The sequence below is a fragment of the Geodermatophilus bullaregiensis genome (assembly GCF_016907675.1).
GTDB classification, from domain to species: domain Bacteria; phylum Actinomycetota; class Actinomycetes; order Mycobacteriales; family Geodermatophilaceae; genus Geodermatophilus; species Geodermatophilus bullaregiensis.
On the sequence record NZ_JAFBCJ010000001.1, the window covers coordinates 2,594,928 to 2,619,695 of the forward strand.

Consider the following 24,768-nt stretch of genomic DNA (forward strand, 5'->3'; position numbering starts at 1 on the left):
TCAGGCGGAGAGCTTCTCGCGGCCCTTGCGGCGGCGGCCGGCGAGGATGGCGCGGCCGGCGCGGGTGCGCATCCGGAGCCGGAAGCCGTGGGTCTTGGACCGGCGGCGGTTGTTCGGCTGGAAGGTGCGCTTGCTCACGGGGTGCTCCTACGGCAGGACATCGGGTGGTGCGGGCCCGCCGGTGGGCAGGCACGCGGCGGGGTGCCGGTCGGGGCGGCGACGGCCGCTCCGCAGCACCCCGGGAGGCTGGTCGCTGTGGACCGTCCCCGCCGCCTCCGGCCACGGTGTGGCGCCACTGCGCGCCGGACCGTGTCCGGGCACCGCGACCGGTCCACAGACTCCGACCAGCATAGCCGAGGTCGGCCGGCACCCGGGACGACGACCGGGAGGGGACCCGCCGGGGACCCGGAGGAGGTCCCGGCGGGAGCCCGACCGGTCAGGCTGCACCGGCCGGGAGGACACGCGGTGTCGGCACGCCGACGCGCCGCCGACGACACGCCGACCGACACGCGCACCGGGCGTCCCACCAGCACCCGGGCGTCGTTGCCGGGCTGTGGACGAGGCTGTTAGCGTCGCCGTCGCTCCGGTCCGGGCAACCGCGTCCGGTCCGGGAGCCGACCACCCGGTCGACCCGACCGCCGTCCGCCCGGAGCCGCATCCCGACCTCCCTCCCGACCAGCGACGACGCACGGAGAGAGCCCGCTGGAGCGGGCTCGCCGAGCGCCGTGTCGCCGGCCGTGCACAGCCTGTGGACACTCGTGTGGAACCCGTGTGTCCGGATGTCCACAACCGGACAGCCGGGCCGCGCGGAGCGAGGACGCCGGGCCGGCTCCCGGGGACGCCGGGTGTGCCGACGGCGGGGACGAACTGCGTGGGAGGGACAGGGACATGGCCGATGCCACGGTCGACCTGGCGACGGTCTGGGACTCGGTCCGCGAACGGCTGGCCACCAGCCTGACCCGCCAGCAGAACGCGATGCTCGACCTCACCCGGCCGCTGGGCCTGGTCGAGGACACCGCGGTGCTGGCCGCGCCCAACGAGTTCACCCAGACCGTGCTCGAGTCGCGCATGCGCCGGGTGCTGGCCGAGGCGCTGTCCGAGCAGTTCGGCCGGGACATCCGGGTCGCCGTGCAGCTCGAGGACAGCCCGGCCGATGCCGCACCGGCGCGCGAGGAGGCCCCGACCCGCCGGCCCTGGACGCCTCCGGCCGGGGACCGGCCCACCGACGAGGACCGGGAGCGGGCCGACGACGGGCGCAGCGCGTTCGGCGTGCGCAGCGACGCGCGACCGCTGGACCGCTCCTTCGACGGCGCCGGCTTCGACCCCGCACCCACCTACGACCCGCCGGCGTACGACCCGCCGGCGTACGACGCCCCGGCCGCCTCGGCCGGGGCCGGTGAGCCGGCCGAGCGTCCCGGCGCCGACGAGTGGGGCGCCACGGACTGGAGCCCCGCCGGGCGGGGCCGCACCGGCGGCCGGCGGCGCGGTCCGCGGCCGGGGGAGGGCGCCGAGGTGCTGCCCTTCGACCTCGGCGACGACGACGGCCCACCCGGGGCGCCCGAGGACGTCGACGGTCCGCCGCGGCGCAGCGCGGGCACGCGCGGGGGCGGGAGCGCGGTGCCGCTGTTCGGTGACCGCCGCCCGCCGGGTCTGGACCCGGGCCTGAACCCCAAGTACGTCTTCGACAGCTTCGTCATCGGCAACAGCAACCGGTTCGCCCACGCCGCGGCCGTCGCCGTCGCCGAGGCGCCGGCGCGCGCGTACAACCCGCTGTTCGTCTACGGCGACTCGGGGCTCGGCAAGACCCACCTGCTGCACGCGATCGGGCACTACGCGGCGCGGATGTTCCCCAACGTGCGCGTCCGGTACGTGAGCACCGAGGAGTTCACCAACGAGTTCATCAACCTGGTGCACTCCGGGCGGGCCGAGGACTTCCGCCGCCGCTACCGGGACATCGACTTCCTGCTCATCGACGACATCCAGTTCCTGGAGCGCGCCGAGCGGACGCAGGAGGAGTTCTTCCACACCTTCAACACGCTGCACAACGCCAGCAAGCAGATCGTCATCACCTCCGACCGGGCGCCGAAGAAGCTGACCACGCTCGAGGACCGGCTGCGCACACGCTTCGAGTGGGGACTGATCACCGACGTCCAGGCGCCGGACCTGGAGACCCGCATCGCGATCCTGCGCAAGAAGGCCTACGGCGAGCGCCTGCAGGCGCCCGACCCGGTGCTGGAGTTCATCGCCAGCAAGGTGCAGACCAACATCCGCGAGCTCGAGGGCGCGCTGATCCGCGTCACGGCGTTCGCCAGCCTCAACAAGCAGCAGGTCGACCTCCCGCTGGCCGAGCTGGTCCTCAAGGACCTGATCAGCGACGAGCAGGGTCCGCAGATCACCGCCGCGATCATCATGGCGGCCACCGCGGAGTACTTCTCCGTGACGATGGAGGAGCTGCAGGGCTCCAACCGCAGCCGCACGCTGGTCAACGCCCGCCAGATCGCCATGTACCTGTGCCGGGAGCTCACCGAGCTGTCCCTGCCGCGGATCGGCGCCTCCTTCGGCGGCAAGGACCACACCACGGTCATGCACGCCGTCAAGAAGATCACCAACCTGATGAGCGAGCGCCGCGCGACGTACACGCAGGTCACCGAGCTCACGGCGCGGATCAAGAGCCGCGCCCGGCAGTGACGCGATGACACGGTCGGCCTCCGGCCGACACCGCGGCCACGTGCCGTTCCCCGCTGAGCTGAGCAGCTGCGACCCTTCCCTCCTCGGGGACCCTCCGGGCCCCACTCGTCGATCGCCCCGCGGCCACGTGCCGTTCCCACCGCTGAGCCGAGCGGCTGCGGACCCTCCGGCGACCCCCCGTTCTCCACGGCGCCGTGCAGGTCCGTCCCGCGGCTGTCCACAGCCGGGGGACGACGGCGACCTGCTCGGAGAGCCCGTCGTCACGGGCTCGTGCGCCGGTCGGCCGCCGCTGAGCTGTCGACACGTCGAGGAGTTGTCCCCAGGGATGTGCACACCCTGGGGAGATCGTCTCGAAACCGGGGCGACCGGCACCCGGCCGTCCCGCGACCGGTGTCCAGGTGCCCCGTCGTCCCCAGAGCCGTCCCCATCCTGTGCAGTGGACGGTCGGCACGCCGCTGACCTGCGCGGATGCCCCGCCACGGACGACCGGAGCGCCCCGGAGCCCGCCGTCGGTCCTCGCCGCCGCCGAGGGCCTGGGTACGGACTGGGGACGGACCCGGGAGGGACGGGGGACAGCGGGTGGACGACGGACGGGAGGTGTGCACGGCCGTCGAGATGTCCACGTGTCGACAACAGCCGGACACCGGCCACCCACAGTGGACCAACACGTCGACCTCGGGGCTGACCTGCGCGAAGGGGTCCGATCCCCAGCTTCCACACCGGTGATGACGAAGATGAGGGAGATGTATCGAGGATTCCTTGAACCCCAGTAGGGGTGGGGAAGCTCCGGCCGGAGGGGCTCCGGGCAGTCGCTCCGACCTGGTCGGGAACCCGCTGAGCGGCCCCTGATCGGGTCCCGGGTTCCCCCGGACCAGGCCGGACGGGCACGATGAACGACGCACCGCGCCCGGTCGGCGCACGGACGCCGGACAGCAGCGGTGCACAGACGACGAAGCAGTGGGCCGTGCAGAGCTGGGGTGGGTCGGTCATGGAGTTCCGGGTGACACGCGAGGTGCTCGCCGATGCCGTCGCGTGGACGGCGCGCAGCCTGCCGCCGCGCCCGTCGGTGCCGGTGCTCGCCGGCATCCTGCTCGAGGTCGACGGCAGCCAGCTGTCGGTGTCCGGCTTCGACTACGAGGTCTCTGCGCGCGCGGAGGTCGACGTGCAGGGCGGGGAGAGCGGCCGCGTGCTCGTCCCCGGCCGGCTGCTGGCCGAGATCACCCGGGCGCTGCCGCCGCACCCGGTCGAGGTCCGTGCCGAGGGCCCGCGCCTGTCGATCACCTGCGGCAACGCCCGGTTCAGCCTGCCGACGCTGCCGGTCGAGGACTACCCGTCCCTGCCGTCCATGCCGTCGTCGGCGGGTGTGGTCGACAGCGACGTGTTCGCCGAGGCGGTCGCCCAGGTCGCCGTCGCCGCCGGGCGCGACGACACCCTGCCGATGCTCACCGGCGTGCGGCTGGAGATCGACGACGACCGGGTGACCCTCGCGGCCACCGACCGCTACCGGCTGGCGGTGCGCGAGTTCGCCTGGCGCCCGGAGACCCCGGGGGTCTCGGCCGCCGTGCTGGTGCCCGCCCGGACGCTGGCCGAGGCGGCCCGGACGCTGACCAGCGGCCCGGAGATCGTCGTCTCGCTGTCCTCCGGCGGCTCGGGCGAGGGCATCCTCGGCCTGTCCGGCAAGGACCGGCAGACCACCACCCGGCTGCTCGACGCCGAGTTCGTGAAGTACCGGGCGATCATGCCGAGCGACTCCAGCGCCAACGCGACGCTGCCGGTCGTGCCGTTCACCGACGCCGCCAAGCGGGTGGCGCTGGTCGCCGAGCGGGGCACCCCGCTGCGCTGCGAGTTCACCCCCGGCCAGGTGACCCTGCGCGCCGGCGGCAGCGACGACGAGGGCCAGGCCGAGGAGCGCTGCGACGTCGAGTTCGACGGCGACCCGCTGACCATCGGCTTCAACCCGACGTTCCTGCTCGACGGGCTGGCCGCGGTGCACACCGGCCGGGCGCGGATGGACTTCACCAGCCCGCTCAAGCCCGCCGTGCTCTCCGGTGTCGAGGAGCCGGCCGCCGACGACGGGGACGGCGCCCAGCGCCCTGCCGACCGCCCGGGCAGCTACCGCTACCTGATCATGCCGGTGCGCCTGCCCGGCTGAGGAGGACCCTCCTGCCCTCACCGTGGGAGGCCCCGGCGGCGGGACCCCGCAGGAGGGCCGTGGCGACGAGGTGTCCCGGGCCGCCGGCCCGGGCACGGCAGTGCGCGGGCACCCGCACCGGCGCGTGCGCCCGCATGACGACGACGGTGTGCGACGAGAGGACTGAAGCCGTGCAGCTGGGGCTGATCGGGCTGGGCAAGATGGGCGGCAACATGGCCGAGCGGCTGCGTCGCGCCGGTCACGAGGTGGTCGGGTACGACCGCGCGCCCGGCAGGCGGGACGTCGACAGCCTGGAGGGGCTGGTCGGCGCGCTGTCGGCCCCGCGCGTGGTGTGGGTGATGGTCCCGGCCGGTGACCCCACGCGGCAGACCGTCCGCGAGCTGGGGGACCTGCTCGAGCCCGGCGACGTCGTCGTCGACGGCGGCAACTCCAAGTTCACCGACGACGCGGTGCACGCCGGGATCCTGGGCGAGAAGGGCATCGGCTACGTGGACGCCGGTGTCTCCGGTGGGGTGTGGGGCCTGGAGAACGGCTACGCGCTGATGGTCGGGGGCTCCGCCGAGGACGTCGCCAAGGTGCAGCCGGTGTTCGACGCGCTCAAGCCGCCCGAGCCGACCGACGCGTCGGGCCAGGCCGTGCCCGGCGCCGGGTTCGTGCACGCCGGCCCGGTCGGTGCCGGCCACTACGCGAAGATGGTCCACAACGGCATCGAGTACGCGATGATGCAGGCCTACGGCGAGGGCTACGAGCTGCTGGCCGCCAAGGACCTCATCGAGGACGTCCCCGGCGTCGTCGCCTCCTGGACCCAGGGCACCGTCATCCGCTCCTGGCTGCTGGACCTGCTGGTCCGCGCGCTGCAGGAGGACCCGGCCCTGGAGCAGATCTCCGGCTACGCCGAGGACTCCGGCGAGGGCCGCTGGACGGTCATGGAGGCCATCGACAACGCCGTCCCCATGCCGGCCATCGCCGCCTCGCTGTTCGCCCGGTTCTCCTCCCGCCAGGAGGACTCCCCGACCATGAAGGCGGTGGCCGCCCTGCGCAACCAGTTCGGCGGGCACGCGGTGCACGCCGTCCAGGCGCAGGAGGTCGAGCGCCCGGCATGACGGAGGACCCCCCTGCCCCCCGGGAAGGACCTCCCTGCCCCCCACCGCTCGCAGGCTCGCGGCGGGCCCCTGCAGGAAGGCCGACAGAGGCTCGTGGGGGCTTGCAGGGGGGGCGTTCCAGCACCTCACCAGCGGGCAGGCGCTGAGGTGTACGTCCGGCACCTGCAGCTGGTCGACTTCCGCAGCTGGGCGAAGGTCGACCTGGCGCTGCAGCCGGGCCCCACGGTCATCGTCGGCCGCAACGGGGAGGGCAAGACCAACCTCGTGGAGGCGGTCGGCTACCTCGCGACCATGAGCAGCCACCGGGTGTCGGCCGACGCCCCGCTGGTGCGGCACGGGGCGTCGCAGGCCGTCGTCCGGGCGGCGCTGCGGCGCGAGGACCGCGAGCTGCTCGTCGAGGTGGAGGTCAACCCCGGGCGGGCCAACCGGGTGCGGGTCAACCGGGCCGCGCTGCCCCGCCCGCGGGAGCTGCTCGGGCTGGTCAAGACCGTGCTGTTCGCCCCCGAGGACCTCGCGCTGGTGCGTGGCGACCCCGCCGAGCGGCGGCGCTTCCTCGACGACCTGCTGGTCAGCCGCACCCCGCGGCTGGCCGGCGTCCGCAGCGACTACGACCGGGTGCTCCGGCAGCGCAACGCCCTGCTCAAGACCGCCCGGATGGCCCGCGGCGACGCGCTGGCCACGCTCGACGTCTGGGACACCCACCTGGTGGAGCTCGGCGGGCAGCTGCTGGCCGCCCGGCTGGCGCTGGTCGCCGACCTCGTGCCGCACGTGGCGCGCGCCTACGCCGGCGTCGCCGGACCGGGCTCGGTGCCCGCGGGCCTGGGCTACGCCAGCAGCGTGCCCCGGGCCGGCGACGGGTCGCCGCTGGAGCCCGCCGTCCCGACACCGCCGGCCGCCGAGCTGTCCGCGGCGCTGCGCGAGCGCATCGCCGAGCGCCGCCGCGACGAGGTCGACCGCGGCGTGACGCTGGTCGGCCCGCACCGCGACGACCTGGTGCTGCACCTGGGACCCGCGCCGGCCAAGGGCTTCGCCAGCCACGGGGAGTCCTGGTCGCTGGCGCTGGCGCTCAAGCTGGGCTGCTTCGGCCTGCTGCGGGCCGACGGCGAGGAGCCGATCCTGGTCCTGGACGACGTCTTCGCCACCCTGGACGCCGGCCGGCGGGCCGCGCTCGCCGAGGTGGCCCGCGCGGCGGAGCAGACGCTCGTCACCGCGGCCGTCCTCGACGACGTGCCCGAGGAGCTGAGAGGAGCGCGCGTGGAGGTCTCCGACGGGACGGCGACGCTGGTGGAGCCCACGGGGGAGGAGGTGCCCGGTGTCTGACGACCGCCCGGCCCGGCCCAGCGACATCGCCCGCGCCGCACTGGAGGCGGCCCGGGCGGCCTCGGCCTCGCGACCGGCCCCCACCCGCCGCCGGGTGGCCGGCCCGCGGCGGCGGTGGACCGGTCCCCACCCCGGCGACGACGACCCGCAGCCGCTGGCCCGGCTCGTCGACTCGCTGGTCAGCACGCAGGACTGGTCGGAGCAGACGCGGGTCGGCGCGGTGTTCGGCCGGTGGTCGACGCTGGTCGGGCCCGACATCGCCGCGCACTGCCGCCCCGAGACGCTCACCGAGGGGGAGCTGCTCGTCGTCGCCGAGTCCACCGCCTGGGCCACGCAGCTGCGGCTGCTGGCCCCGACGATCCTCGCCCGGCTGCGCGCGCAGGTCGGCGGGGACGTCGTGACCCGGCTGCGCGTTGTCGGACCGACGGCCCCCAGCTGGAAGAAGGGCCCGCGGTCGGTCCGCGGGCGGGGACCCCGCGACACGTACGGATGAGGGCACGCCCGGCTGGGACCGGGCACCCGGGAGGACGGTGCAGCGATGAGCGGCCCGAGCGACCACGACCGCGACGACGACCGCCGCCCAGGCGAGGCGGGCCGGCCCGACGGCTGGCAGGAGCCGGCCCACCTGGGCGACGGGGACGGTGTCGACCTGACCAAGGGAGGGCCGGGCACCGGCTCCGGCGCGAGCGCCTGGCAGCCGCCGGGCTGGGACCTGCCGCCGGCCGGGGACGAGCACCGGCCCGCCGAGCAGCGGCCCGCCGAGCACCCGCCCGCCGAGGAGCCCGGGCAGCCGCACGCCGGGCGGCCGGTGGACGTCGGGCAGCCGCAGCCGGGCGGGGTCGCCTGGGGCCCGCGGCTGCGGCCGCCGTCGGTCGTCGAGCAGGTCTTCCGCTACCAGGGCGACCCGGTGGGCGCGCAGGGCTGGGCGCTGCAGCACGGCTGGACCGTCTCCGACGGCACCGCGCCGGAGGACGCCGTCCTCGCCGAGCTGGTCGCCACCGCGCCGGTCCGCACCACCCGGGACCACCGGGCCGCCGGGGTGATGCGCGGGCGGGCCGGGGCACTGGAGCTGGTGGCCTTCGACGTCGTCTTCGTCGACAAGCGCTACACCGTGCCGCAGTACGCCGTCACCGCCGCGCCGGTGCTGCTGCCGCTGCCCGGCCTGCGGCTGTCCCCGGCCCGCTTCTGGCGGCACCGCACCGGCGGGCTGGTACCGGTGCCCAGCGGTGACGAGGTCTTCGACGCCCGCTGGGTGCTGCTGGCCGCCGAGGACGGTGGGGCGGTGCGCCGGCTGGTGGCCGACCCGGCCGTCCGCGGGCTCCTGCTGGGCACCGACGACGGCGACGAGTTCTGGGCCGCCGCCGGGCACCTGGCCGCGATCCGGCCCGACGGCCACCGGCCGGAGCTGCTCGAGCACCACGCCCGGCTGCTCGGTGCCATGGTCTCCGCCCTCGCGGGCGTCGCCTGAGCCCCGGCCCGGCGACCGAGCTCGACGTGGCCACCACCGCCGACGACGCCCCGCCCGGCGACGGGACCCTGACCGGCGAGCCGACCCCCGGACCGGCTCCCTCCCCGGCCGCCGGGCTGCGCGACCTGCTGCCGCTGGTCCGGCCGCACCGCCGTCCGCTGCTGCTGGCCGCCGGGCTGTCGCTGGTGGGCGCCGCCGCGGCCCTGGCGCAGCCGGCGCTCACCGGCCGGGTGATCTCCGCCGTCGGCGCGGGCCGGCCGCTGCTGCCCGCCGTCGCCGCGCTGCTGCTCGTCCTGGTCGCCGGGGCGGTGCTCAACGCGGTGCAGTCCTACCTGCTGCAGCGCACCGGCGAGGGCGTCGTCCTCACCACCCGCCGGACGCTGGCCGACCGGCTGCTGCGGCTCCCGGTGGCCGAGTACGACCGCCGCCGCACCGGCGACCTGATGTCCCGCATCGGCGCCGACACCACGATGCTGCGGGCGACGGTGACCTCCGGCGTGGTCGAGGTGGCGGGCTCGGCGGTCGTCGGCGTCGGCGCGCTGGTGGCCATGGCGCTGGTCGACGTCTGGCTGCTCCTGGTCACCGTCGCCTCCGTCGCGGTGGGGCTGACCGTGGTGGTCAGCACCAGCCGGCGGGTGCGCACGCTGTCCCGCGAGGCGCAGGAGGAGGTCGGCGCCATGACGGCGTCGGTGGAGCGGGCGCTGTCGGCGGTGCGCACCATCCGGGCCAGCGGGGCCACCGCCCGCGAGGTGGCCGGCGTCGGCGAGAGCGCGGCACGGGCGTACCGGGCCGGCGTCTCGGTGGCCCGGGTCGAGGCCCTGGTGCAGCCGGCCGGGTCGATCGCCGTCCAGGGCGCGTTCCTCGCCGTCCTGGGGCTGGGCGGCTACCGGGTGGCCACCGGCTCGATCGCCGTCGCCGACCTGGTCGCGTTCATCCTCTACCTGTTCCTGCTGGTGATGCCCCTCGGCCAGGCGATCGGGGCGTGGACCCAGCTGCAGACCGGGCTGGGTGCCCTGGCCCGCGTGCAGGAGGTCCTGGCGCTCGAGCCCGAGCGCGACGACGCCCCCGAGGTGGGCGGCGCGACGACGGCACCCCGCGTCCCCGCCCCCGGCTCACCCGCCCCGCTGCTCGAGCTCGACGACGTCTCGTTCGCCTATCCCGACGGCACGCAGGTGCTGCGCGGGGTCTCCCTGGCCGTGCCGCCGGGCAGCCGGGTGGCACTGGTGGGCCCCTCGGGCGCCGGCAAGTCCACGGTGCTGGCGCTGGTCGAGGGCTTCTACCCGCTCTCGGGCGGCGTGATCCGGTGGGCCGGCACCGACGTCCGGGAGCTGCCGCGCGCGGCGCTGCGGGCCCGGATCGGCTACGTCGAGCAGGAGGCGCCGGTGCTGGCCGGGACGGTCCGGGAGAACCTGCTGCTGGCCGCCCCGGACGCCGGTGACGACGAGCTGTGGGCGGTGCTGGCCGACGTCGGCCTCACCGGCGTGGTGCAGCGCTCGGCGCGCGGCCTGGACGTGCCGGTCGGCGACGAGGGGGTGCTGCTGTCCGGTGGGGAGCGGCAGCGGCTGGCGATCGCCCGGTCGCTGCTGTCCCGCCCGGCGCTGCTGCTGCTCGACGAGCCGACGGCCAGCCTCGACGCGCGCAACGAGGGGCTGCTGCGCGACACGCTGGCCGCGGCGGCCGCCGACCGGGCGCTGCTGGTCGTCGCCCACCGGCTGTCCACCGTGCTCGACAGCGACCAGATCGTCGTCCTCGACGCCGGCCGCGTGGTCGCCCGTGGCACGCACGCCGAGCTGGTGGGGACCAGCCCGCTCTACCGGGAGCTGGCCACCGCTCAGCTGCTGGTCTGACAGCGGTGTGCCGATCGGTTGGCGGCCGTGGCCTCCGGCGCCGGCGGTGACGTGCGCCGAGGGCTCGTCCTGGAGACCGGATGCGCCGTGGGCGCACCTTGCTGCAGCTCACGCCCCCACCGTGGTCAGCCGACCGGCACCAGCTCCTGCCGGCGTGCGAGCCCGGGCCAGCACTCGGCAACCAACGCGCACACCGCTGTGGGTCGCGGCCCGGCCGGGTCCCGCCGCGAGCCTGCGAGTGGTGGGGGGTAGGGGGTCCTTCCACTGATCGTGGCGCGTCCTCCCCGACCGCCTCCCGTCAGGGAGGACGCGCTGCGGTGTGGGAGGACGTGCCGCGTCCGCACGGCCGGGCGCAGGCGGGGGACGGCGCCCGCCGGCGGTGTGGGCCGGGGTGACCAGGGCCGTGGGGTCAGGCGGCGCGGTCGTGCTCCTGCGGGGAACGGGCGGCCGACGCCTCGGCGGTCTTGGTGATGTTGCGGATCATGCTGCCGAAGACGATCCCGTGGAACGGCGAGACGCTCCACCAGTAGAGCTGGCCGAGCAGGCCCAGCGGGTGGAAGGTCGCCTTCTGCCGCAGCCGGGTGCGCCCGGAGTCGGTCCGTTCCACGTGGAACTCGAGCCAGGCCAGGCCGGGCAGCCGCATCTCGGCGCGCAGCCGCAGCAGCCGGCCCTCGTCGAGCTCCTCGACCCGCCACCAGTCCAGCGCGTCCCCGACGTGGAGGTCACGGGGGTCGCGCCGGCCGCGGCGCAGGCCGACGCCCCCCACGGCGCGGTCCAGCCAGCCGCGCACCTCCCAGGCCAGGGGGAAGCTGTACCAGCCGGTCTCCCCGCCGATGCCCTCGACGACCCGCCACAGCGCCTCGGGCGGGGCGTCGGTCTCCTTGGTCCGCTCGTCGAGGTAGAGGCTGCCGCCGGCCCAGTCGGGGTCGGAGGGCAACGGGTCCGACGGCGCCCCGGGCACCGACGCGCCGCTCCACCGGGTGTCGACGGCGTTGTTGCGGACCTTCAGCACGGCCAGCCGCACCGCCTCGTCGAAGCCGAGCAGTCCCTCGGGCGGGTCGGGCACGTACTGCGCGATGTCGTGCTCCTTGCAGACGACGGTGTTGCGCAGGGACTCCACCAACGGCCGCGCGATGCCCGCCGGGACCGGCGTGATGACGCCGACCCAGTGGCTCGACAGCGACGGGGAGAAGACCGGGACCGGCAGGATCCGCCGCCGCGGCAGGCCGGTCACCTCGGCGTAGCGCTGCATCATCGTGGCGTAGTCCATGACGTCGGGGCCGCCGATGTCGAAGCTGCGGTGCACGTCGGGCGGCAGGGTGGCGCAGCCGACCAGGTAGCGCAGGACGTCGCGGATGGCGATCGGCTGGATCCGGCTGTGCACCCAGCGGGGGGTGACCATCACCGGCAGCCGCTCGGTGAGGTAGCGCAGCATCTCGAACGACACCGACCCCGACCCGAGGACGACCGCCGCGCGCAGGACCACCGTCGGCACCCCGGAGCCCAGCAGCACCCGCGCCACCTCCGCCCGGCTGCGCAGGTGCGGGGAGAGCTCCTCGTCCTCCGGCTCCAGCCCGCCGAGGAAGACCAGCCGGCCGACGCCGGCCTCCCGCACGGCGCGGGCCACCACCTCCGCCGTCCGCCGTTCCGTGGCCTCGAACTCCGGGCCGCTGCCGAGGGAGTGGACGAGGTAGTAGACGACGTCGACGTCGGCGCAGGCGCGGGCCACCGCCTCGGCGTCGGCGGCATCGGCCTCGGCGACCTCCACCTGCCCGATCCAGGGCCGGTCGCGCAGCTTCCGCGGCGCGCGGGTGAGCACCCTCACGCGGTGACCGGCGGCCAGGAGCTCGGGCACGAGTCGGCCGCCGACGTAGCCGGTGGCACCGGTGACCAGACAGGTGAGTGCGCGCTGCGCGGGCTGCATGCCGACCAGTCTGGGAGCCCGGGACGGACGGTGCCGTCCGGTGGACCGGCCAGCGGCCCTGGGCGGGCGTGTCGACCCCCGGGCCAGCACCAGTGGTGCAGCCGGTGCCGCGAGTGGCGCAGACGCCACGTCAGGGCGTGGACGGCGACGTTCCTGTCGGTGGACCCGGTAACATGGAGGACAGGAATCCCCAGCATCCGGCTCAGTGGCGCTGTGCGCCCTCGGGACCCTCCCCGTCGGGAGGGGGGCCCGCGCCGGGAGCGTGACAGAAGGGCCCCACGTGGTCGCTCGGACCCAGACCGACAACAGCTACTCCGGCAGTTCCATCACCGTCCTCGAGGGGCTCGAGGCGGTCCGCAAGCGGCCGGGCATGTACATCGGCTCCACGGGGGAGCGCGGTCTCCACCACATGGTGTGGGAGGTCGTCGACAACTCCGTCGACGAGGCCCTGGCCGGTCACTGCGACACCGTCCGGGTCACGCTGCTGGCCGACGGCGGGGTGCGCGTCGAGGACAACGGCCGTGGCATCCCGGTCGACGTGCACCCGCGGGAGAAGCGGCCGACCGTCGAGGTCGTCATGACCGTGCTGCACGCGGGCGGCAAGTTCGACGGCAAGAGCTACGCGGTCTCCGGCGGCCTGCACGGCGTCGGCGTCACCGTCGTCAACGCGCTGTCCAGCTCGCTCGACGTGCGCATCTGGCGCGACGGCCGGGAGTACCACCAGAGCTACGCGCTGGCCAAGCCCGGCCCGCTCGAGGAGGTCGGCCCGACCACCAAGCGCGGCACCCAGATCACCTTCTGGGCCGACGGGTCGATCTTCGAGACGACGACCTACTCGTTCGACACGATCAGCCGCCGCCTGCAGGAGATGGCCTTCCTGAACAGGGGCCTGACGATCGTCCTGCGCGACGAGCGGCCCGGCCAGGGCAAGGCCGACACGGGCATGGCCGACGAGATCTCGCTGGCCGACGCGGCCCCCGCCCCGGGCCACGAGGACGCGGCGTTCGAGCCCACGGAGATCACCTACCGTTACGACGGCGGCCTCGAGGACTACGTCCGCCACATCAACGCCAAGAAGACGCCGATCCACCGCTCGATCGTCGGCTTCGGCGCCGAGGGTCTCGGCAAGAACGACATGCGGATGAGCATCGAGGTCGCGATGCAGTGGTCCGACGCATACTCGGAGTCGGTCTACTCCTTCGCCAACACGATCAACACGCACGAGGGCGGCACCCACGAGGAGGGCTTCCGCACCGCGCTGACCTCGATCGTCAACCGCTACGCCGTCGAGAAGAAGCTGCTCAAGGAGAAGGACGAGAAGCTCACCGGCGAGGACATCCGCGAGGGCCTGGCCGCGATCGTCTCGGTCAAGATCGGCGATCCGCAGTTCGAGGGCCAGACGAAGACCAAGCTCGGCAACACCGAGGTCAAGGGCTTCGTGCAGCGGGTCTGCAACGAGCAGATCTCGCACTGGTTCGAGGCCAACCCGGCCGAGGCCAAGACCATCATCACCAAGGCCGCCTCGGCCGCCCGCGCCCGCCGCGCCGCGCAGGACGCCCGCAAGCTGGCCCGCAAGAACCTGCTGAGCAACAACTCGCTGCCGGGCAAGCTGGCCGACTGCCGCTCCACCGACCCGCGCGCCTCGGAGATCTACATCGTCGAGGGCGACTCGGCCGGCGGCTCGGCCAAGTCCGGCCGCGACTCGATGTTCCAGGCGATCCTGCCCATCCGCGGCAAGATCATCAACGTCGAGAAGGCGCGCATCGACCGGGTCCTCAAGAACAACGAGGTCCAGTCGATGATCACCGCCTTCGGCACCGGCATCCACGACGAGTTCGACGTCTCCAAGCTCCGGTACCACAAGATCGTCCTCATGGCCGACGCCGACGTCGACGGCCAGCACATCCGCACCCTGCTGCTGACGCTGCTGTTCCGCTTCATGCGGCCGCTGGTGGAGGCCGGGCACGTCTACCTGGCCAACCCGCCGCTGTACAAGATCAAGTGGGGTGGCAAGTTCGGTGACGAGTACGTCTACACCGACAAGGAGCGCGACGCCGTCCTCAAGACCGGCGCCGAGGCCGGCCGCAAGCTGCCCAAGGACGACGCGATCCAGCGGTTCAAGGGGCTCGGCGAGATGAACGCCACGGAGCTGTGGGAGACCACGATGAACCCCGAGACCCGGATCCTGTCGCAGGTCACCCTCGAGGACGCCGCGACCGCCGACGAGCTGTTCAGCGTGCTGATGGGCGAGGACGTCGACGCCCGCCGCAGCTTCATCACCCGCAACGCCAAGGACGTCCGCTTCCTCGACGTGTGAGCGCGGGGGACGTCCCCGGACGTCCTCCGCCCGCCCGTTCCCCTCCTGCGCAACCGTGGAGACCTGAACCGTGACCGAGACCCCTGCCCGCGACCGCGTCGAGCCGGTCGACCTCCAGCAGGAGATGCAGCGCAGCTACATCGACTACGCGATGAGCGTCATCGTGGGCCGCGCGCTGCCCGAGGTCCGCGACGGCCTCAAGCCCGTGCACCGCCGCGTGCTGTTCGCGATGTACGACCAGGGCTTCCGTCCCGACCGCGGCTACGTCAAGTGCGCCCGCGTCGTCGGTGAGGTGATGGGTAACTACCACCCGCACGGCGACAGCTCGATCTACGACGCCCTCGTGCGGCTGGCCCAGCCGTGGTCGATGCGCTATCCGCTGGTCGACGGTCAGGGGAACTTCGGCTCCCCGGGCAACGACCCGGCCGCGGCCATGCGCTACACCGAGGCCCGGCTCACGCCGCTGGCCATGGAGATGCTGGCCAACATCGACGAGGAGACCGTCGACTTCCAGCCCAACTACGACGGCAAGAACCAGGAGCCGCTGGTCCTGCCGGGGCGCATCCCCAACCTGCTGATCAACGGCTCGGCCGGCATCGCCGTCGGCATGGCCACCAACATGCCGCCGCACAACCTGCGCGAGGTCGCCGCCGCGGTGTTCTGGGTGCTCGAGCACCCCGACGCCGAGCCGGAGGAGGCCCTCACCGCGTGCATGGAGCGGATCAAGGGCCCCGACTTCCCGACCCACGGCCTCATCGTCGGCCGCGACGGCATCGAGGAGGCCTACCGCACCGGCCGCGGCTCGGTCCGCATGCGCGCGGTGGTCACCGTCGAGGAGGACGCCCGCGGCCGGGTGCAGCTCGTCGTCACCGAGCTGCCCTACCAGGTCAACCCGGACAACCTCGCCGAGGCCATCGCCGAGGGGGTCAAGGACGGCCGGCTGCAGGGCATCAGCGAGATCGCCGACGAGTCCAGCGACCGGGTCGGCCGACGACTGGTCATCACCCTGCGCCGCGACGCCGTGGCCAAGGTCGTCCTGAACAACCTCTACAAGCACACCCAGCTGCAGACCTCCTTCGGCTGCAACATGCTCTCGATCGTCGACGGCGTCCCGCGGACGCTGCGCCTCGACGAGCTCGTGCGCCTCTACGTCGACCACCAGATCGAGGTCATCCAGCGGCGGACCCGCTACCGGCTGCGCAAGGCCGAGGAGCGCGCGCACATCCTGCGCGGCTACGCCAAGGCCCTCGACCAGCTCGACGCGGTCATCGCGCTCATCCGCCGCAGCGAGTCGGCCGAGGCGGCCCGCAGCGGCCTGATGGAGCTCCTCGACGTCGACGAGATCCAGGCCGTCGCGATCCTCGACCTGCAGCTGCGCCGGCTGGCCGCCCTCGAGCGCCAGCGGATCATGGACGAGCTGGCCGAGATCGAGGCCCGCATCGCCGAGCTGCAGGCGATCCTCGACTCCCCGCAGCGGCAGCGGGAGATCATCCGGGACGAGCTGGCCGAGATCGTCGAGAAGTACGGCGACGACCGGCGCACCAAGTTCGTCGCCAACGACGGCGACGTGACGATGGAGGACCTCATCGCGGAGGAGGAGGTCGTCGTCACCATCACCCGCACCGGCTACGCCAAGCGCACCAAGAGCGACCTCTACCGCTCCCAGCGCCGCGGCGGCAAGGGCGTGATGGGTGCGGCCCTCAAGCAGGACGACCTCGTCGACCACTTCTTCGTGGGCTCCACCCACGACTGGATCCTGTTCTTCACGAACAAGGGCCGGGTGTACCGGGCGAAGGCCTACGAGCTGCCCGAGGCCAACCGCACCGCCCGCGGCGCGCACGTGGCCAACATCCTCGCCTTCCAGCCCGACGAGAAGATCGCCCAGGTCATGCAGATCAAGGACTACGGGGTCGCCCCGTACCTGGTCCTGGCCACGGCGAACGGGCAGGTGAAGAAGACGCGGCTGACCGACTTCGACTCCCCGCGCAGCGGCGGCGTCATCGCGATCAACCTGCGGGAGAGCGACGAGCTGGTCGGCGCGGCGCTCATCGACCAGGAGCAGGACCTGCTGCTGGTCACCCGCAAGGCGATGTCGATCCGGTTCAAGGCCGACGACGCCACGCTGCGGCCGATGGGGCGGGCCACCGAGGGCGTCCGGGGGATCTCCCTGGGCTCGGACGACTCGCTGCTGTCGATGATGGTCGTCGAGGAGGGCGTCGACGTGCTCGTCGCCACCGAGCGCGGCTTCGCCAAGCGGACCGGGATCGAGAACTACCCGAACCAGGGTCGCGGCGGCAAGGGCGTGCTCACCGCCGACCCCAAGGCGCGCAAGGGCAACCTGGTGGGGGCCCTGGCGGTGCGGCTCGGTGACGAGCTGTACGCGATCACCTCCGGCGGCGGTGTCATCCGGACCCCGGTCAACGGGGTGCGCCACAACAAGGACCGGGCCACCATGGGTGTCAAGCTCATGAACTTGCCCGAGGACGTGACGATCGTGGCGATCGCCCGGACGACGGACAACGACGAGCCCGCCGCCTAGGGTGGGACCGGGAGCACGGGGGACCGTGGCCGCGCGCCACGGCTCCCTCCGGCCTCCTCCTGACGGGAACGACCGGCGCCCGGGCGCCCTCGGCTGTGCGCCGGGGCGCCCGGTCGCGAGAACGCGGCGAGGGCCGCAGGCGAACGGGAGACTGGCATGAGCGACCGGCCGCAGGCGGTGCGCACCGGGGTCCGCCCGGACGGCGCCGGAGCGGACAGGGCGCCCGGGGCAGACCCGTCGCCGGCCGGCCCGGCGGGGACCCCTCCGGCCGGTGGTCCGTCCGCGGGCGGTGCGCCGGCCGGTGGCCCGCCCACCGGGGCGTCCGCCGCCGGTGCCTCCGCTGGCGGAGCCCCGGCCGCGGGTGCGCAGACCGGGGCCGCCCCGGCCGCGCAGCCGGCCACCGGCGGTGCGCCGTCGCTGTCCAAGCCGGACACCGGTCAGGTGCCCGCCCAGCCGGCCGGGCAGCAGCCGGCCGGTGCCGCCCCGCCGCCGGCCGGCGCGGGCCCGGGCTCGTCGGGCACCACCCAGACCATCACCCCGGTCGCTGCAGCCGCGGCTCCGCCGCCGGCCGCCGCCCGTGGCGGTCAGCCGGCCGCGGGCAAGGCCCCCAAGCGCGGTCCCCGCGGCCCGCGGCGGGCCCGCCTGCAGTTGCGGCACATCGACACCTGGTCGGCGCTGAAGATCTCGCTGGTCCTGTCGATCGCGCTGTTCTTCATCTGGATGGTCGCGGTCGGCGTCCTCTACGGCGTCCTGTCCGGCCTGGGCGTCTTCGACACCCTCAACGACCTCTTCGGCCAGCTCGGCACCGCCTCCGGCGCCGAGGGCGGCGAAGGCGGCGGGAACGTGATCACCCCGGGCATCGTCTTCGGCGGCGCGGCGGTCATCGGTGCGATCAACATCGTGCTCATGACCGCGCTGTGCACCGTCGCGGCCTTCATCTACAACCTCTGTGCCGACCTCGTCGGCGGTCTCGAGGTCACGCTCGCCGAGCGCGAGTAGAGGGGGGCCAGGTGCCGGGCCGCGCGAGGGGCCGGGTACATTGGTCGAGGTCCACGGGCCTGTAGCTCAGGCGGTTAGAGCGCATCCCTGATAAGGATGAGGCCGGAGGTTCAAGTCCTCCCAGGCCCACCCGTGTACCGGTGCCCCGGCGCCGGACGGCCCCGTCGTCACGGCGCGGGGGCGCCGTCCGTGGCGCCGTCGACCGCAGGAGGTACCGCGTGTTGAAGAAGCTGGCTCTGGCCGCCGTCGCGGCAGCGGGTGTCGCCGCAGTGCGGCGCCGCGCCGGAGGAGGCGCAGGCAAGGCCGAGGCCGACCTGTGGCACGAGGCCACCAGCGGCCCACAGGCCGTCAGCCGCCCCACCACCCGCTGACCCCGGTCCCCTCGCGGGGCCGGCCGGGGACAGCCCCGGGGACGTAGCTCAATTGGCAGAGCACCGCCTTTGCAAGGCGGGGGTTAGGGGTTCGATTCCCCTCGTCTCCACCACCCTGACCTGCGGATCCACCTCCGTCGGAGGCTCGGACGAACCCTCCGACAGGGTCTCGGTCCGCAACTCGTCCGCGGGATGCGGCCCGCAGGGTCGCCGACAGCCGGGTGGCTGCATCGGTCGGCTGCTCGGTTCCGGGTCCGGCCGGTCCTCGACGCGGACGTCACCGGGGGCGCCTCGCGGATCGGGTGGGGTCAGCGGGCGGTGTAGCCGCCGTCGACGGGCAGGGCGACGCCGACGACGAAGCTGGCGCCGGGGCTGCACAGCCACAGCACGGCGGCGGCCATCTCCTCGGCGGTGCCGAGCCGACCGATGGGCTGGTTGGCGGCGGCCTCGTCGCGGTCGAGGTCACCGGAGTCGAACATCCGGGTGACCATCGGGGTCTCGATGGTGCCGGGGCAGATGGCGTTGACGCGGATGCCGCGAGGGGCGTACTCGAGCGCGGCGCTGCGGGTCAGCCCGATCACGCCGTGCTTGGAGGCGTGGTAGGCGGCGCGGCCGGGCAGGCCGACCAGCCCGCCGAGTGAGGAGCAGTTGACGATCGCACCGGAGCCCTGGGTGCGCATGTGGGCGAGCTCGTGCTTCATGCTGGCCCAGATCCCCCGCAGGTTGATCCCGTTGACCCGGTCGAACACCTCGGCGGGCTCATCGGCGGCGTCGGTCGTGGGCGACTGGATGCCGGCGTTGTTGTAGGCGAAGTCCAGGCTGCCGAACGTGTCGACGGTCGCGGAGACGGCCGCGGCGACCTGGTCTTCGTCGGCGACGTCGCAGCGCACGGCGAGCACCCGGTGCCCGGCCTCGCGCAGCTCCGTCTCGGACGCGGCGAGCGCGTCGGCGTCGACGTCGGCCAGCGTGACGGCCGCGCCGGCCTCGGCGAAGGCCCGAGCGGTGGCCAGGCCCATCCCGGAGCTGGCGCCGGTGACGAACGCGACGCGGCCGGTGAAGTCGTAGGTCGGGTTCACAGGAGGGGTCCCCTCTCGCGGGGTGTGGATGTGGGTGTGTCAGCAGACCGGTGGCAGCTCGTCAGCCCGACGTCGATCCGGGCCCGCCCGGCGGTTCGAGGAGTGACGCTGCAGAACGGTGGTGTGGCCTACTCGGCGGCGGTGATGCGCACGATCGCGTCATCCTCGGCGCTGCTGATCGCGTCCAGTCCGGACTCGATCTCGCCGACCATCACGGTGCCCGGCGACGGGATGCGAAAGCCGTCCTCGTGGTAGTAGACCGCCAGGTCGTGGCTCGGCGACCAGTAGCCGAGCTGGCCAGCGCGGTAGTCGCTCTGCCCCTCGTCGGCGGCCAGCGCGCGCGGCAGTGCACCGGCCTTCTCCCGCCCACCCAGGTCGTGGAGCGTGAGCGTGACCGGCAGCAGCGACGCGAGGTCGCGGGCCGTGGCGGTGTCGTAGAGACGTGCGGTGGCGGTGGCGCTGGCGCCGTCGACGGTCAAGCGGATGCGCATGGTGGCTGCCTCCTGACGTGCGTGTGGGGTGGTCGAGGTCGCGCCGGTGCCCGCTGGGCCGCTGTTCCCGACGGCCCGGTCGCTGGCCGGGGACGATGGGCTGCACGCCGCCACGGCGATGGTGGCGACCACGGCGACAGCGGACCTCATGTGATCTCCTCGCGGCAGTTGTCCCGTTCGGCGACACCGATGCAACCGGCTCGCGGTCGGGCGTGGGAGGGCCGGCTTGTAGGGGGGAGGAGCTCGACCTCCCTCGACCGGCGGGGCGACGTGGCGTCGATCGGGTGGACAACCCTCCGACGTCCGCGACCGATGTCCTGGTGTCCGAGGTGCTCCTGCAGTCCACGCCGGACGGTGTGGCCGCCGCTCCACCTGCTGATCGCGGCATGAGGCGTCGAGCTCCCTGCGCCACAGGGCTGCGGAGCCCGACGCCCTGCGGTCAGGGGGCCTCGCCACTGGTGGGAGCTGGGATCGCCTGGGCACGGCGTGCCGACCACCGCACGATCTCCGACCTGATCAGGCGCTGATGGAGGGGTTGTCAGCCGCTCGTCGGCGAAGCCCGAGCTCCGGCAGTCAGGTCGGAGTGGCGACGGGCCAGGAGTCGAGTCGGGTACCGCCGGGTCCCCCTCGGAGGCTGGGGAAGGGGTGGCCCGAGGCCCATCCCGCAGCGGGCGTCCGAGGCGCGTCTCCCTGTCGATGAGCGGGTCGGGATCGAGGCGAGCACGATCGCGCCGTGGAAGACGGTGCCGTGCTCGTCCTCGCGGGTGGTGGTGTCGCGCCGGGCCCTGAGCTCGGTGAGCGAGCATGAGCCGCCTCGTCGCGACCGCGAAGCTCCTCCGCGGCGGCGGGGTGCCGTGGTTGCGCGCTGCCCGTGACGGTCTGGCCGCCGTCCGGCTCGCGGTGGCCGCGGCAGGCTCGTCCACCGGCGTGCTCGAGTGCCTGCGGGACGGGCCGGTCGGCACCGCTTCCGTGCGTGCGCAGCTCGGCCTCGACGACGGTGGCCTGCTCGAGCCGTGGCTGCGGGTGCTGCAGGCGCACGGGCTCGTCCGCGCCTCGGACGCCGGGTGGTCACTGTCCCGGCGCGGACGGCGGCTGCTGGACGACGAGGTGCTGCGCGCCGCGTACGAGGGGTTCGCCGGCTTCCACACCGGGCTCTATCGGGAGCTCCCTCGCCAGCTGCGCGGGGGGACGCCACGCCGCGACGTCGCGGAGCAGGGGGAGACGATCGCCCAGCTCACTCGGGCGATGGAGCCGGTCCTGCACGAGGCGCTGGTGGCCGCGGTGCGTGAGGTGCGTCCCGCGCGGGTGCTCGACGTCGGCTGCGGGGCGGGGCAGAACCTGGCCGCGATGCTGGCCGCCGCGCCGGTGGCGGAGGGCACGGGGATCGAGGTCGACGACGCCGTCGCCGACCTCGCCGAGCGGCTGCTCGCGCGGCGAGGGCTGACCGGGCGGGCTCGCGTGTTGCGCGGCGACGTCGCGGCCCTGGCGGCCGGCGACCGGGCCGGCGGCCCCTACGACCTCGCGCTCCTCGCCAACGTCGTCTACTACCTGCCGCTGGCCGAGCGGGTCCCGCTGTTCCGGGCCGTGGCGGGCCTGCTGTCCGAGGGTGGCGCGCTGCTGGTCACGACGACCGCCGCCACGTCCGACCCGTTCAGTCGGCACTTCGACCTGCTGCTCCGCGCCCAGGGCAGAGGCATGGAGCTGCCCGAGGTGGAGCCGCTGCGCCAGCAGCTCGCCGATGCGGGGCTGCGGCCTGCACCGGCCCGGCGGCTCGCGCCGGGGCAGCCGCTGGTCGCGGTGGCGGCCCGGCGCTGACCGGCCGAGCCCTCGACGGCCCGCCCGACCCCGGCCTGGGACGAGTCGTCCCTGCGAGCGCCATCGAGACCGGATCGGAGGATCTCCGGTCCGAGTCGTGAGTGTCCGCGGACCGGGGCGCATCGCTCGGTCCCGTAGCCGGATCAGGATCCAGGCGAGGACGACCGCCCCGTGGAAGACGGTGGCGTGCTCGTCGTGGCGGGTGGCGATGCCGCGCCAGGCCCTGAGCTGGTCGGAGGCCCGCTCGATGACGCTGAGAAGCCGGTAGGCCGTCCGCTCAGGCCGGCACGGCCGCTGCGCGGGCGGCGCGGTCGCGCAGCCAGCCGAGCAGCTGCTCGGGCGGCAGCGGCCGGCTCAGGTGGTACCCCTGCACCTGGTCGCAGCCGAGGTCGGCGAGCGCGTCCACGGTGGCCTGGTCCTCGGCGCCCTCGGCGACCAGCACCAGCCCCAGCGCGTGCGACAGCTGCAGCGTCGAGGTGACGATGGCCGAGTTCCGCGGGCTGTCGACCATGCTGCCGACGAACGCCCGGTCGAGCTTGAGCTCGGTGACCGGCAGCTCGGCGAGGTAGGCCAGGCTGGAGTAGCCGGTGCCGTAGTCGTCGATCGCGATGCCCACCCCGGCGTCCCGCAGCCGGCGCAGCACGCTGACGGCGCGTTCGCGGTCCTCCATCAGCAGGCTCTCGGTCACCTCGAGGACCAGCGCGGAGGCGGGCAGGCCGTGCACCCGCAGGCGCTGGGCGACCTCGTCGGGGAAGCGGTCGTCGACCAGGTTCGACGGGCTGACGTTGACCGCGACGCTGAGCCGGTGCCCGGTGTCGGCCCACGTCCGGACCTGCGCCAGGGCGAGGTCGAGGACGGCGACGGTCAGCTCGCCCATGAGCCCGGAGGACTCCGCCACCTCGATGAAGGTGTCGGGGAACAGCAGGCCGCGCTCGGGGTGCCGCCAGCGCGCCAGCGCCTCGACGCCGACGACGTGGTCGCCGTCGAAGGCGAGCTTGGGCTGGTAGTGCAGCACGAGCTCCCCGCCGGCGATGCCCCGCCGCAGCTGGTCGGCCAGCTCGAGGCGGTGACGGCCCTGGCCGTCGCGCGCCTCGTCGAACACGGCCACACCGGTGCGGCGGCGCTTGGCGGCGTACATCGCCAGGTCGGCCATCTGCAGCAGCTCCTCGGCACAGCACGCCTGGACCGGGCCGACGGCGATGCCGACGCTCGCGTCCACGGTGAGGTCCATCGAGCCGGACCGGAACGGCTCCCGCAGGTGGGTGCGGATCCGCTCGCCCAGCGCGGTGGCGCCGTCGGCGTCCAGGTCCCGGGCGACGACGACGAACTCGTCGCCGCCCAGGCGGGCGAGCACGTCGGTCGCGCGCAGGTCCGCGGCGAGCCGCGGGCCCACCTGGCGCAGCAGCTCGTCACCGGCCGCGTGGCCCAGCGAGTCGTTGATCTCCTTGAACCGGTCGAGGTCGACCAGCAGCACGGCCATCTCGGCGCCGGCGGCCAGCTCCTCGTCGAGGGTGGCCAGCAGCTCGTAGACGCCGCGCCGGTTGACCAGCCCGGTCAGCTCGTCGGTGCGGGCCTGGCGGCGGCTGTCGGCCAGGGCCTTGACGTCGTGGAAGCTGAGTGCGGTGCGGGCGAGGGCGGCCAGGACGGCGCCGAGGGCCAGCCACCCCGCCAGCGGCTCGCTCTCGTCGCCCAGGTAGCCCCGCAGCAGCAGCGCGAGGGCGCCGAGGACACAGACGGCGGGCAGCACCAGCGCGTCGGCGCCCTCGCGGCGCCGGCCCGGCTCGCGGGCGGGGTGCCGGGCGGCGGCGGCGCCGAAGCAGGCGAAGGCCAGTCCCCAGCCGAGGTCGACCGGACCGCCGTCGACGTAGCTGCCGTGGGCGAGCTGGAAGGCGTAGACGGTGTCGACGACGGCGAACAGGCCCAGGCCGCCCGAGATCCACCACCACGAGGCGCCTGCACCACGGCCCATGACGGCGATGGCGCCGGCCACCAGCGTGAGGAGGACGAGGTCGGCCACCGGGTAGGCGAGGCCGACCAGGACGACGTCCAGGTTGCCCTCGGCGGCGCGCAGCGCCGCACCCAGCGCGAAGGCGGCGCCGGCCGCGGCGACGGTCAGGCCGACGACCAGGCCGTCGAGCCACACCCTGGCGCTCAGCCGCGGGACGCGGGTGCGCAGCATCCCCAGGAGCGCGACGTACACGAACGGGTAGAAGAGCACCCAGCCCAGGTCCGACCACGCCGGGTACGGGACGACCGCGAGGTCCTGGTAGCGCGCGTAGTAGACGAGGGTGCCCGCCAGGAAGCTGGCCAGGCCCACGCCGAAGGCGGCCCACGCGCGGCGGTCCTGGTCCGAGGCGACGGCCCGGCAGGACACCAGACCGATGACGGCGGCGACGAAGACCGTCTGGCACCACCCGTCGAGCACCAGCGAGAAGCCGGCCTCCGGCCGGACGCCGGGCAGCAGGGAGACCAGGTACGGGACGCCGGAGCCGGCCGCGACCGCCTGCAGGACGCGGCGGAGGACCCGCGAGCGGTCGGCGACCGGCCGGGGAGCGGGAGGCGGGGAGTGGAGCACGGACAGGCCATCGACGGCGGCGCGCCCTTCCTTGACGGCATCGTCCGGGAACACCCCCGCTGGGGGGATCCCTGACGCCGCCC

At 74.4% G+C, this 24,768-nt stretch carries 17 protein-coding genes and 2 tRNA genes; 14 read left to right on the forward strand and 5 right to left on the reverse strand.

The features are described from left to right. Complete coding sequence (gene rpmH, locus JOD57_RS12225; RefSeq protein ID WP_040338882.1) at positions 1 to 138, reverse strand: 50S ribosomal protein L34; 138 nt, start codon at positions 136 to 138, stop codon at positions 1 to 3. Between the two features lie 750 nt (positions 139 to 888). On the opposite strand from rpmH, the gene dnaA reads away from it, so the two are divergent. The 7 genes from dnaA (at position 889) to JOD57_RS12260 (ending at position 10,578) form a co-directional block, all read left to right on the forward strand. Then, on the forward strand, positions 889 to 2,688 hold the full coding sequence (dnaA, locus tag JOD57_RS12230) for a chromosomal replication initiator protein DnaA (protein WP_204692276.1): 1,800 nt from the start codon (positions 889 to 891) through the stop codon (positions 2,686 to 2,688). An 889-nt stretch (positions 2,689 to 3,577) separates the two neighbouring features. Then, complete coding sequence (gene dnaN, locus JOD57_RS12235) at positions 3,578 to 4,840, forward strand: DNA polymerase III subunit beta (protein ID WP_239568416.1); 1,263 nt, start codon at positions 3,578 to 3,580, stop codon at positions 4,838 to 4,840. A gap of 170 nt (positions 4,841 to 5,010) precedes the next feature. Next, positions 5,011 to 5,943 (forward strand): phosphogluconate dehydrogenase (NAD(+)-dependent, decarboxylating), encoded by a 933-nt coding sequence (gene gnd, locus JOD57_RS12240; RefSeq protein WP_372440243.1) that lies wholly within the window; start codon positions 5,011 to 5,013, stop codon positions 5,941 to 5,943. Between the two features lie 147 nt (positions 5,944 to 6,090). Further along, positions 6,091 to 7,263 (forward strand): DNA replication/repair protein RecF, encoded by a 1,173-nt coding sequence (gene recF / locus JOD57_RS12245; RefSeq protein ID WP_204692278.1) that lies wholly within the window; start codon positions 6,091 to 6,093, stop codon positions 7,261 to 7,263. Then, positions 7,256 to 7,756, forward strand: coding sequence for a DciA family protein (locus JOD57_RS12250; RefSeq protein ID WP_204692279.1), 501 nt, complete (start codon positions 7,256 to 7,258; stop codon positions 7,754 to 7,756). The genes recF and JOD57_RS12250 overlap by 8 nt, the downstream gene beginning before the upstream one ends. Before the next feature lie 45 nt (positions 7,757 to 7,801). Beyond that, positions 7,802 to 8,731: a hypothetical protein gene (locus tag JOD57_RS12255; RefSeq protein WP_204692280.1), complete on the forward strand. Its 930-nt coding sequence runs from the start codon at positions 7,802 to 7,804 to the stop codon at positions 8,729 to 8,731. A 26-nt stretch (positions 8,732 to 8,757) separates the two neighbouring features. Then, positions 8,758 to 10,578: an ABC transporter ATP-binding protein gene (locus JOD57_RS12260; protein WP_307824641.1), complete on the forward strand. Its 1,821-nt coding sequence runs from the start codon at positions 8,758 to 8,760 to the stop codon at positions 10,576 to 10,578. A gap of 409 nt (positions 10,579 to 10,987) precedes the next feature. On the opposite strand, the gene JOD57_RS12265 is transcribed toward JOD57_RS12260, so the two are convergent. Further along, positions 10,988 to 12,502: an SDR family oxidoreductase gene (locus JOD57_RS12265; protein ID WP_204692281.1), complete on the reverse strand. Its 1,515-nt coding sequence runs from the start codon at positions 12,500 to 12,502 to the stop codon at positions 10,988 to 10,990. A gap of 280 nt (positions 12,503 to 12,782) precedes the next feature. On the opposite strand from JOD57_RS12265, the gene gyrB reads away from it, so the two are divergent. The 6 genes from gyrB to JOD57_RS12295 all read left to right on the forward strand — a co-directional run bounded on the left by gyrB (position 12,783) and on the right by JOD57_RS12295 (position 18,841). After that, entirely contained in the window at positions 12,783 to 14,819 is a 2,037-nt protein-coding gene (gene gyrB / locus JOD57_RS12270) for a DNA topoisomerase (ATP-hydrolyzing) subunit B (RefSeq protein WP_204692282.1), read from the forward strand. Positions 14,820 to 14,889: 70 nt separating this feature from the next. Next, positions 14,890 to 17,358 (forward strand): DNA gyrase subunit A, encoded by a 2,469-nt coding sequence (gene gyrA, locus JOD57_RS12275; RefSeq protein ID WP_204692283.1) that lies wholly within the window; start codon positions 14,890 to 14,892, stop codon positions 17,356 to 17,358. 156 nt (positions 17,359 to 17,514) lie between these two features. Further along, on the forward strand, positions 17,515 to 18,357 hold the full coding sequence (locus JOD57_RS12280) for a DUF3566 domain-containing protein (RefSeq protein ID WP_204692284.1): 843 nt from the start codon (positions 17,515 to 17,517) through the stop codon (positions 18,355 to 18,357). 55 nt (positions 18,358 to 18,412) lie between these two features. Further along, positions 18,413 to 18,486, forward strand: a tRNA-Ile gene (locus JOD57_RS12285). An 89-nt stretch (positions 18,487 to 18,575) separates the two neighbouring features. Next, entirely contained in the window at positions 18,576 to 18,728 is a 153-nt protein-coding gene (locus JOD57_RS12290; RefSeq protein WP_204692285.1) for a DLW-39 family protein, read from the forward strand. Positions 18,729 to 18,765: 37 nt separating this feature from the next. Further along, positions 18,766 to 18,841 (forward strand) — tRNA-Ala (locus JOD57_RS12295). 195 nt (positions 18,842 to 19,036) lie between these two features. On the opposite strand, the gene JOD57_RS12300 is transcribed toward JOD57_RS12295, so the two are convergent. Then, positions 19,037 to 19,804, reverse strand: a complete 768-nt coding sequence (locus JOD57_RS12300; RefSeq protein WP_204692286.1) for a glucose 1-dehydrogenase — start codon at positions 19,802 to 19,804, stop codon at positions 19,037 to 19,039. A gap of 128 nt (positions 19,805 to 19,932) precedes the next feature. After that, a complete protein-coding gene (locus JOD57_RS12305; protein ID WP_204692287.1) occupies positions 19,933 to 20,295 on the reverse strand; it encodes a cyclophilin-like fold protein in 363 nt (120 codons plus the stop codon). Between the two features lie 804 nt (positions 20,296 to 21,099). On the opposite strand from JOD57_RS12305, the gene JOD57_RS12310 reads away from it, so the two are divergent. After that, positions 21,100 to 22,110 carry a class I SAM-dependent methyltransferase gene (locus JOD57_RS12310; RefSeq protein ID WP_204692288.1) on the forward strand — a complete coding sequence of 337 codons (1,011 nt, stop codon included), beginning with the start codon at positions 21,100 to 21,102 and terminating at the stop codon, positions 22,108 to 22,110. A 277-nt stretch (positions 22,111 to 22,387) separates the two neighbouring features. Here JOD57_RS12310 and JOD57_RS12315 read toward each other — a convergent pair whose 3' ends face one another. Then, on the reverse strand, positions 22,388 to 24,685 hold the full coding sequence (locus JOD57_RS12315; RefSeq protein ID WP_204692289.1) for a putative bifunctional diguanylate cyclase/phosphodiesterase: 2,298 nt from the start codon (positions 24,683 to 24,685) through the stop codon (positions 22,388 to 22,390). Positions 24,686 to 24,768 lie beyond the last annotated feature (83 nt).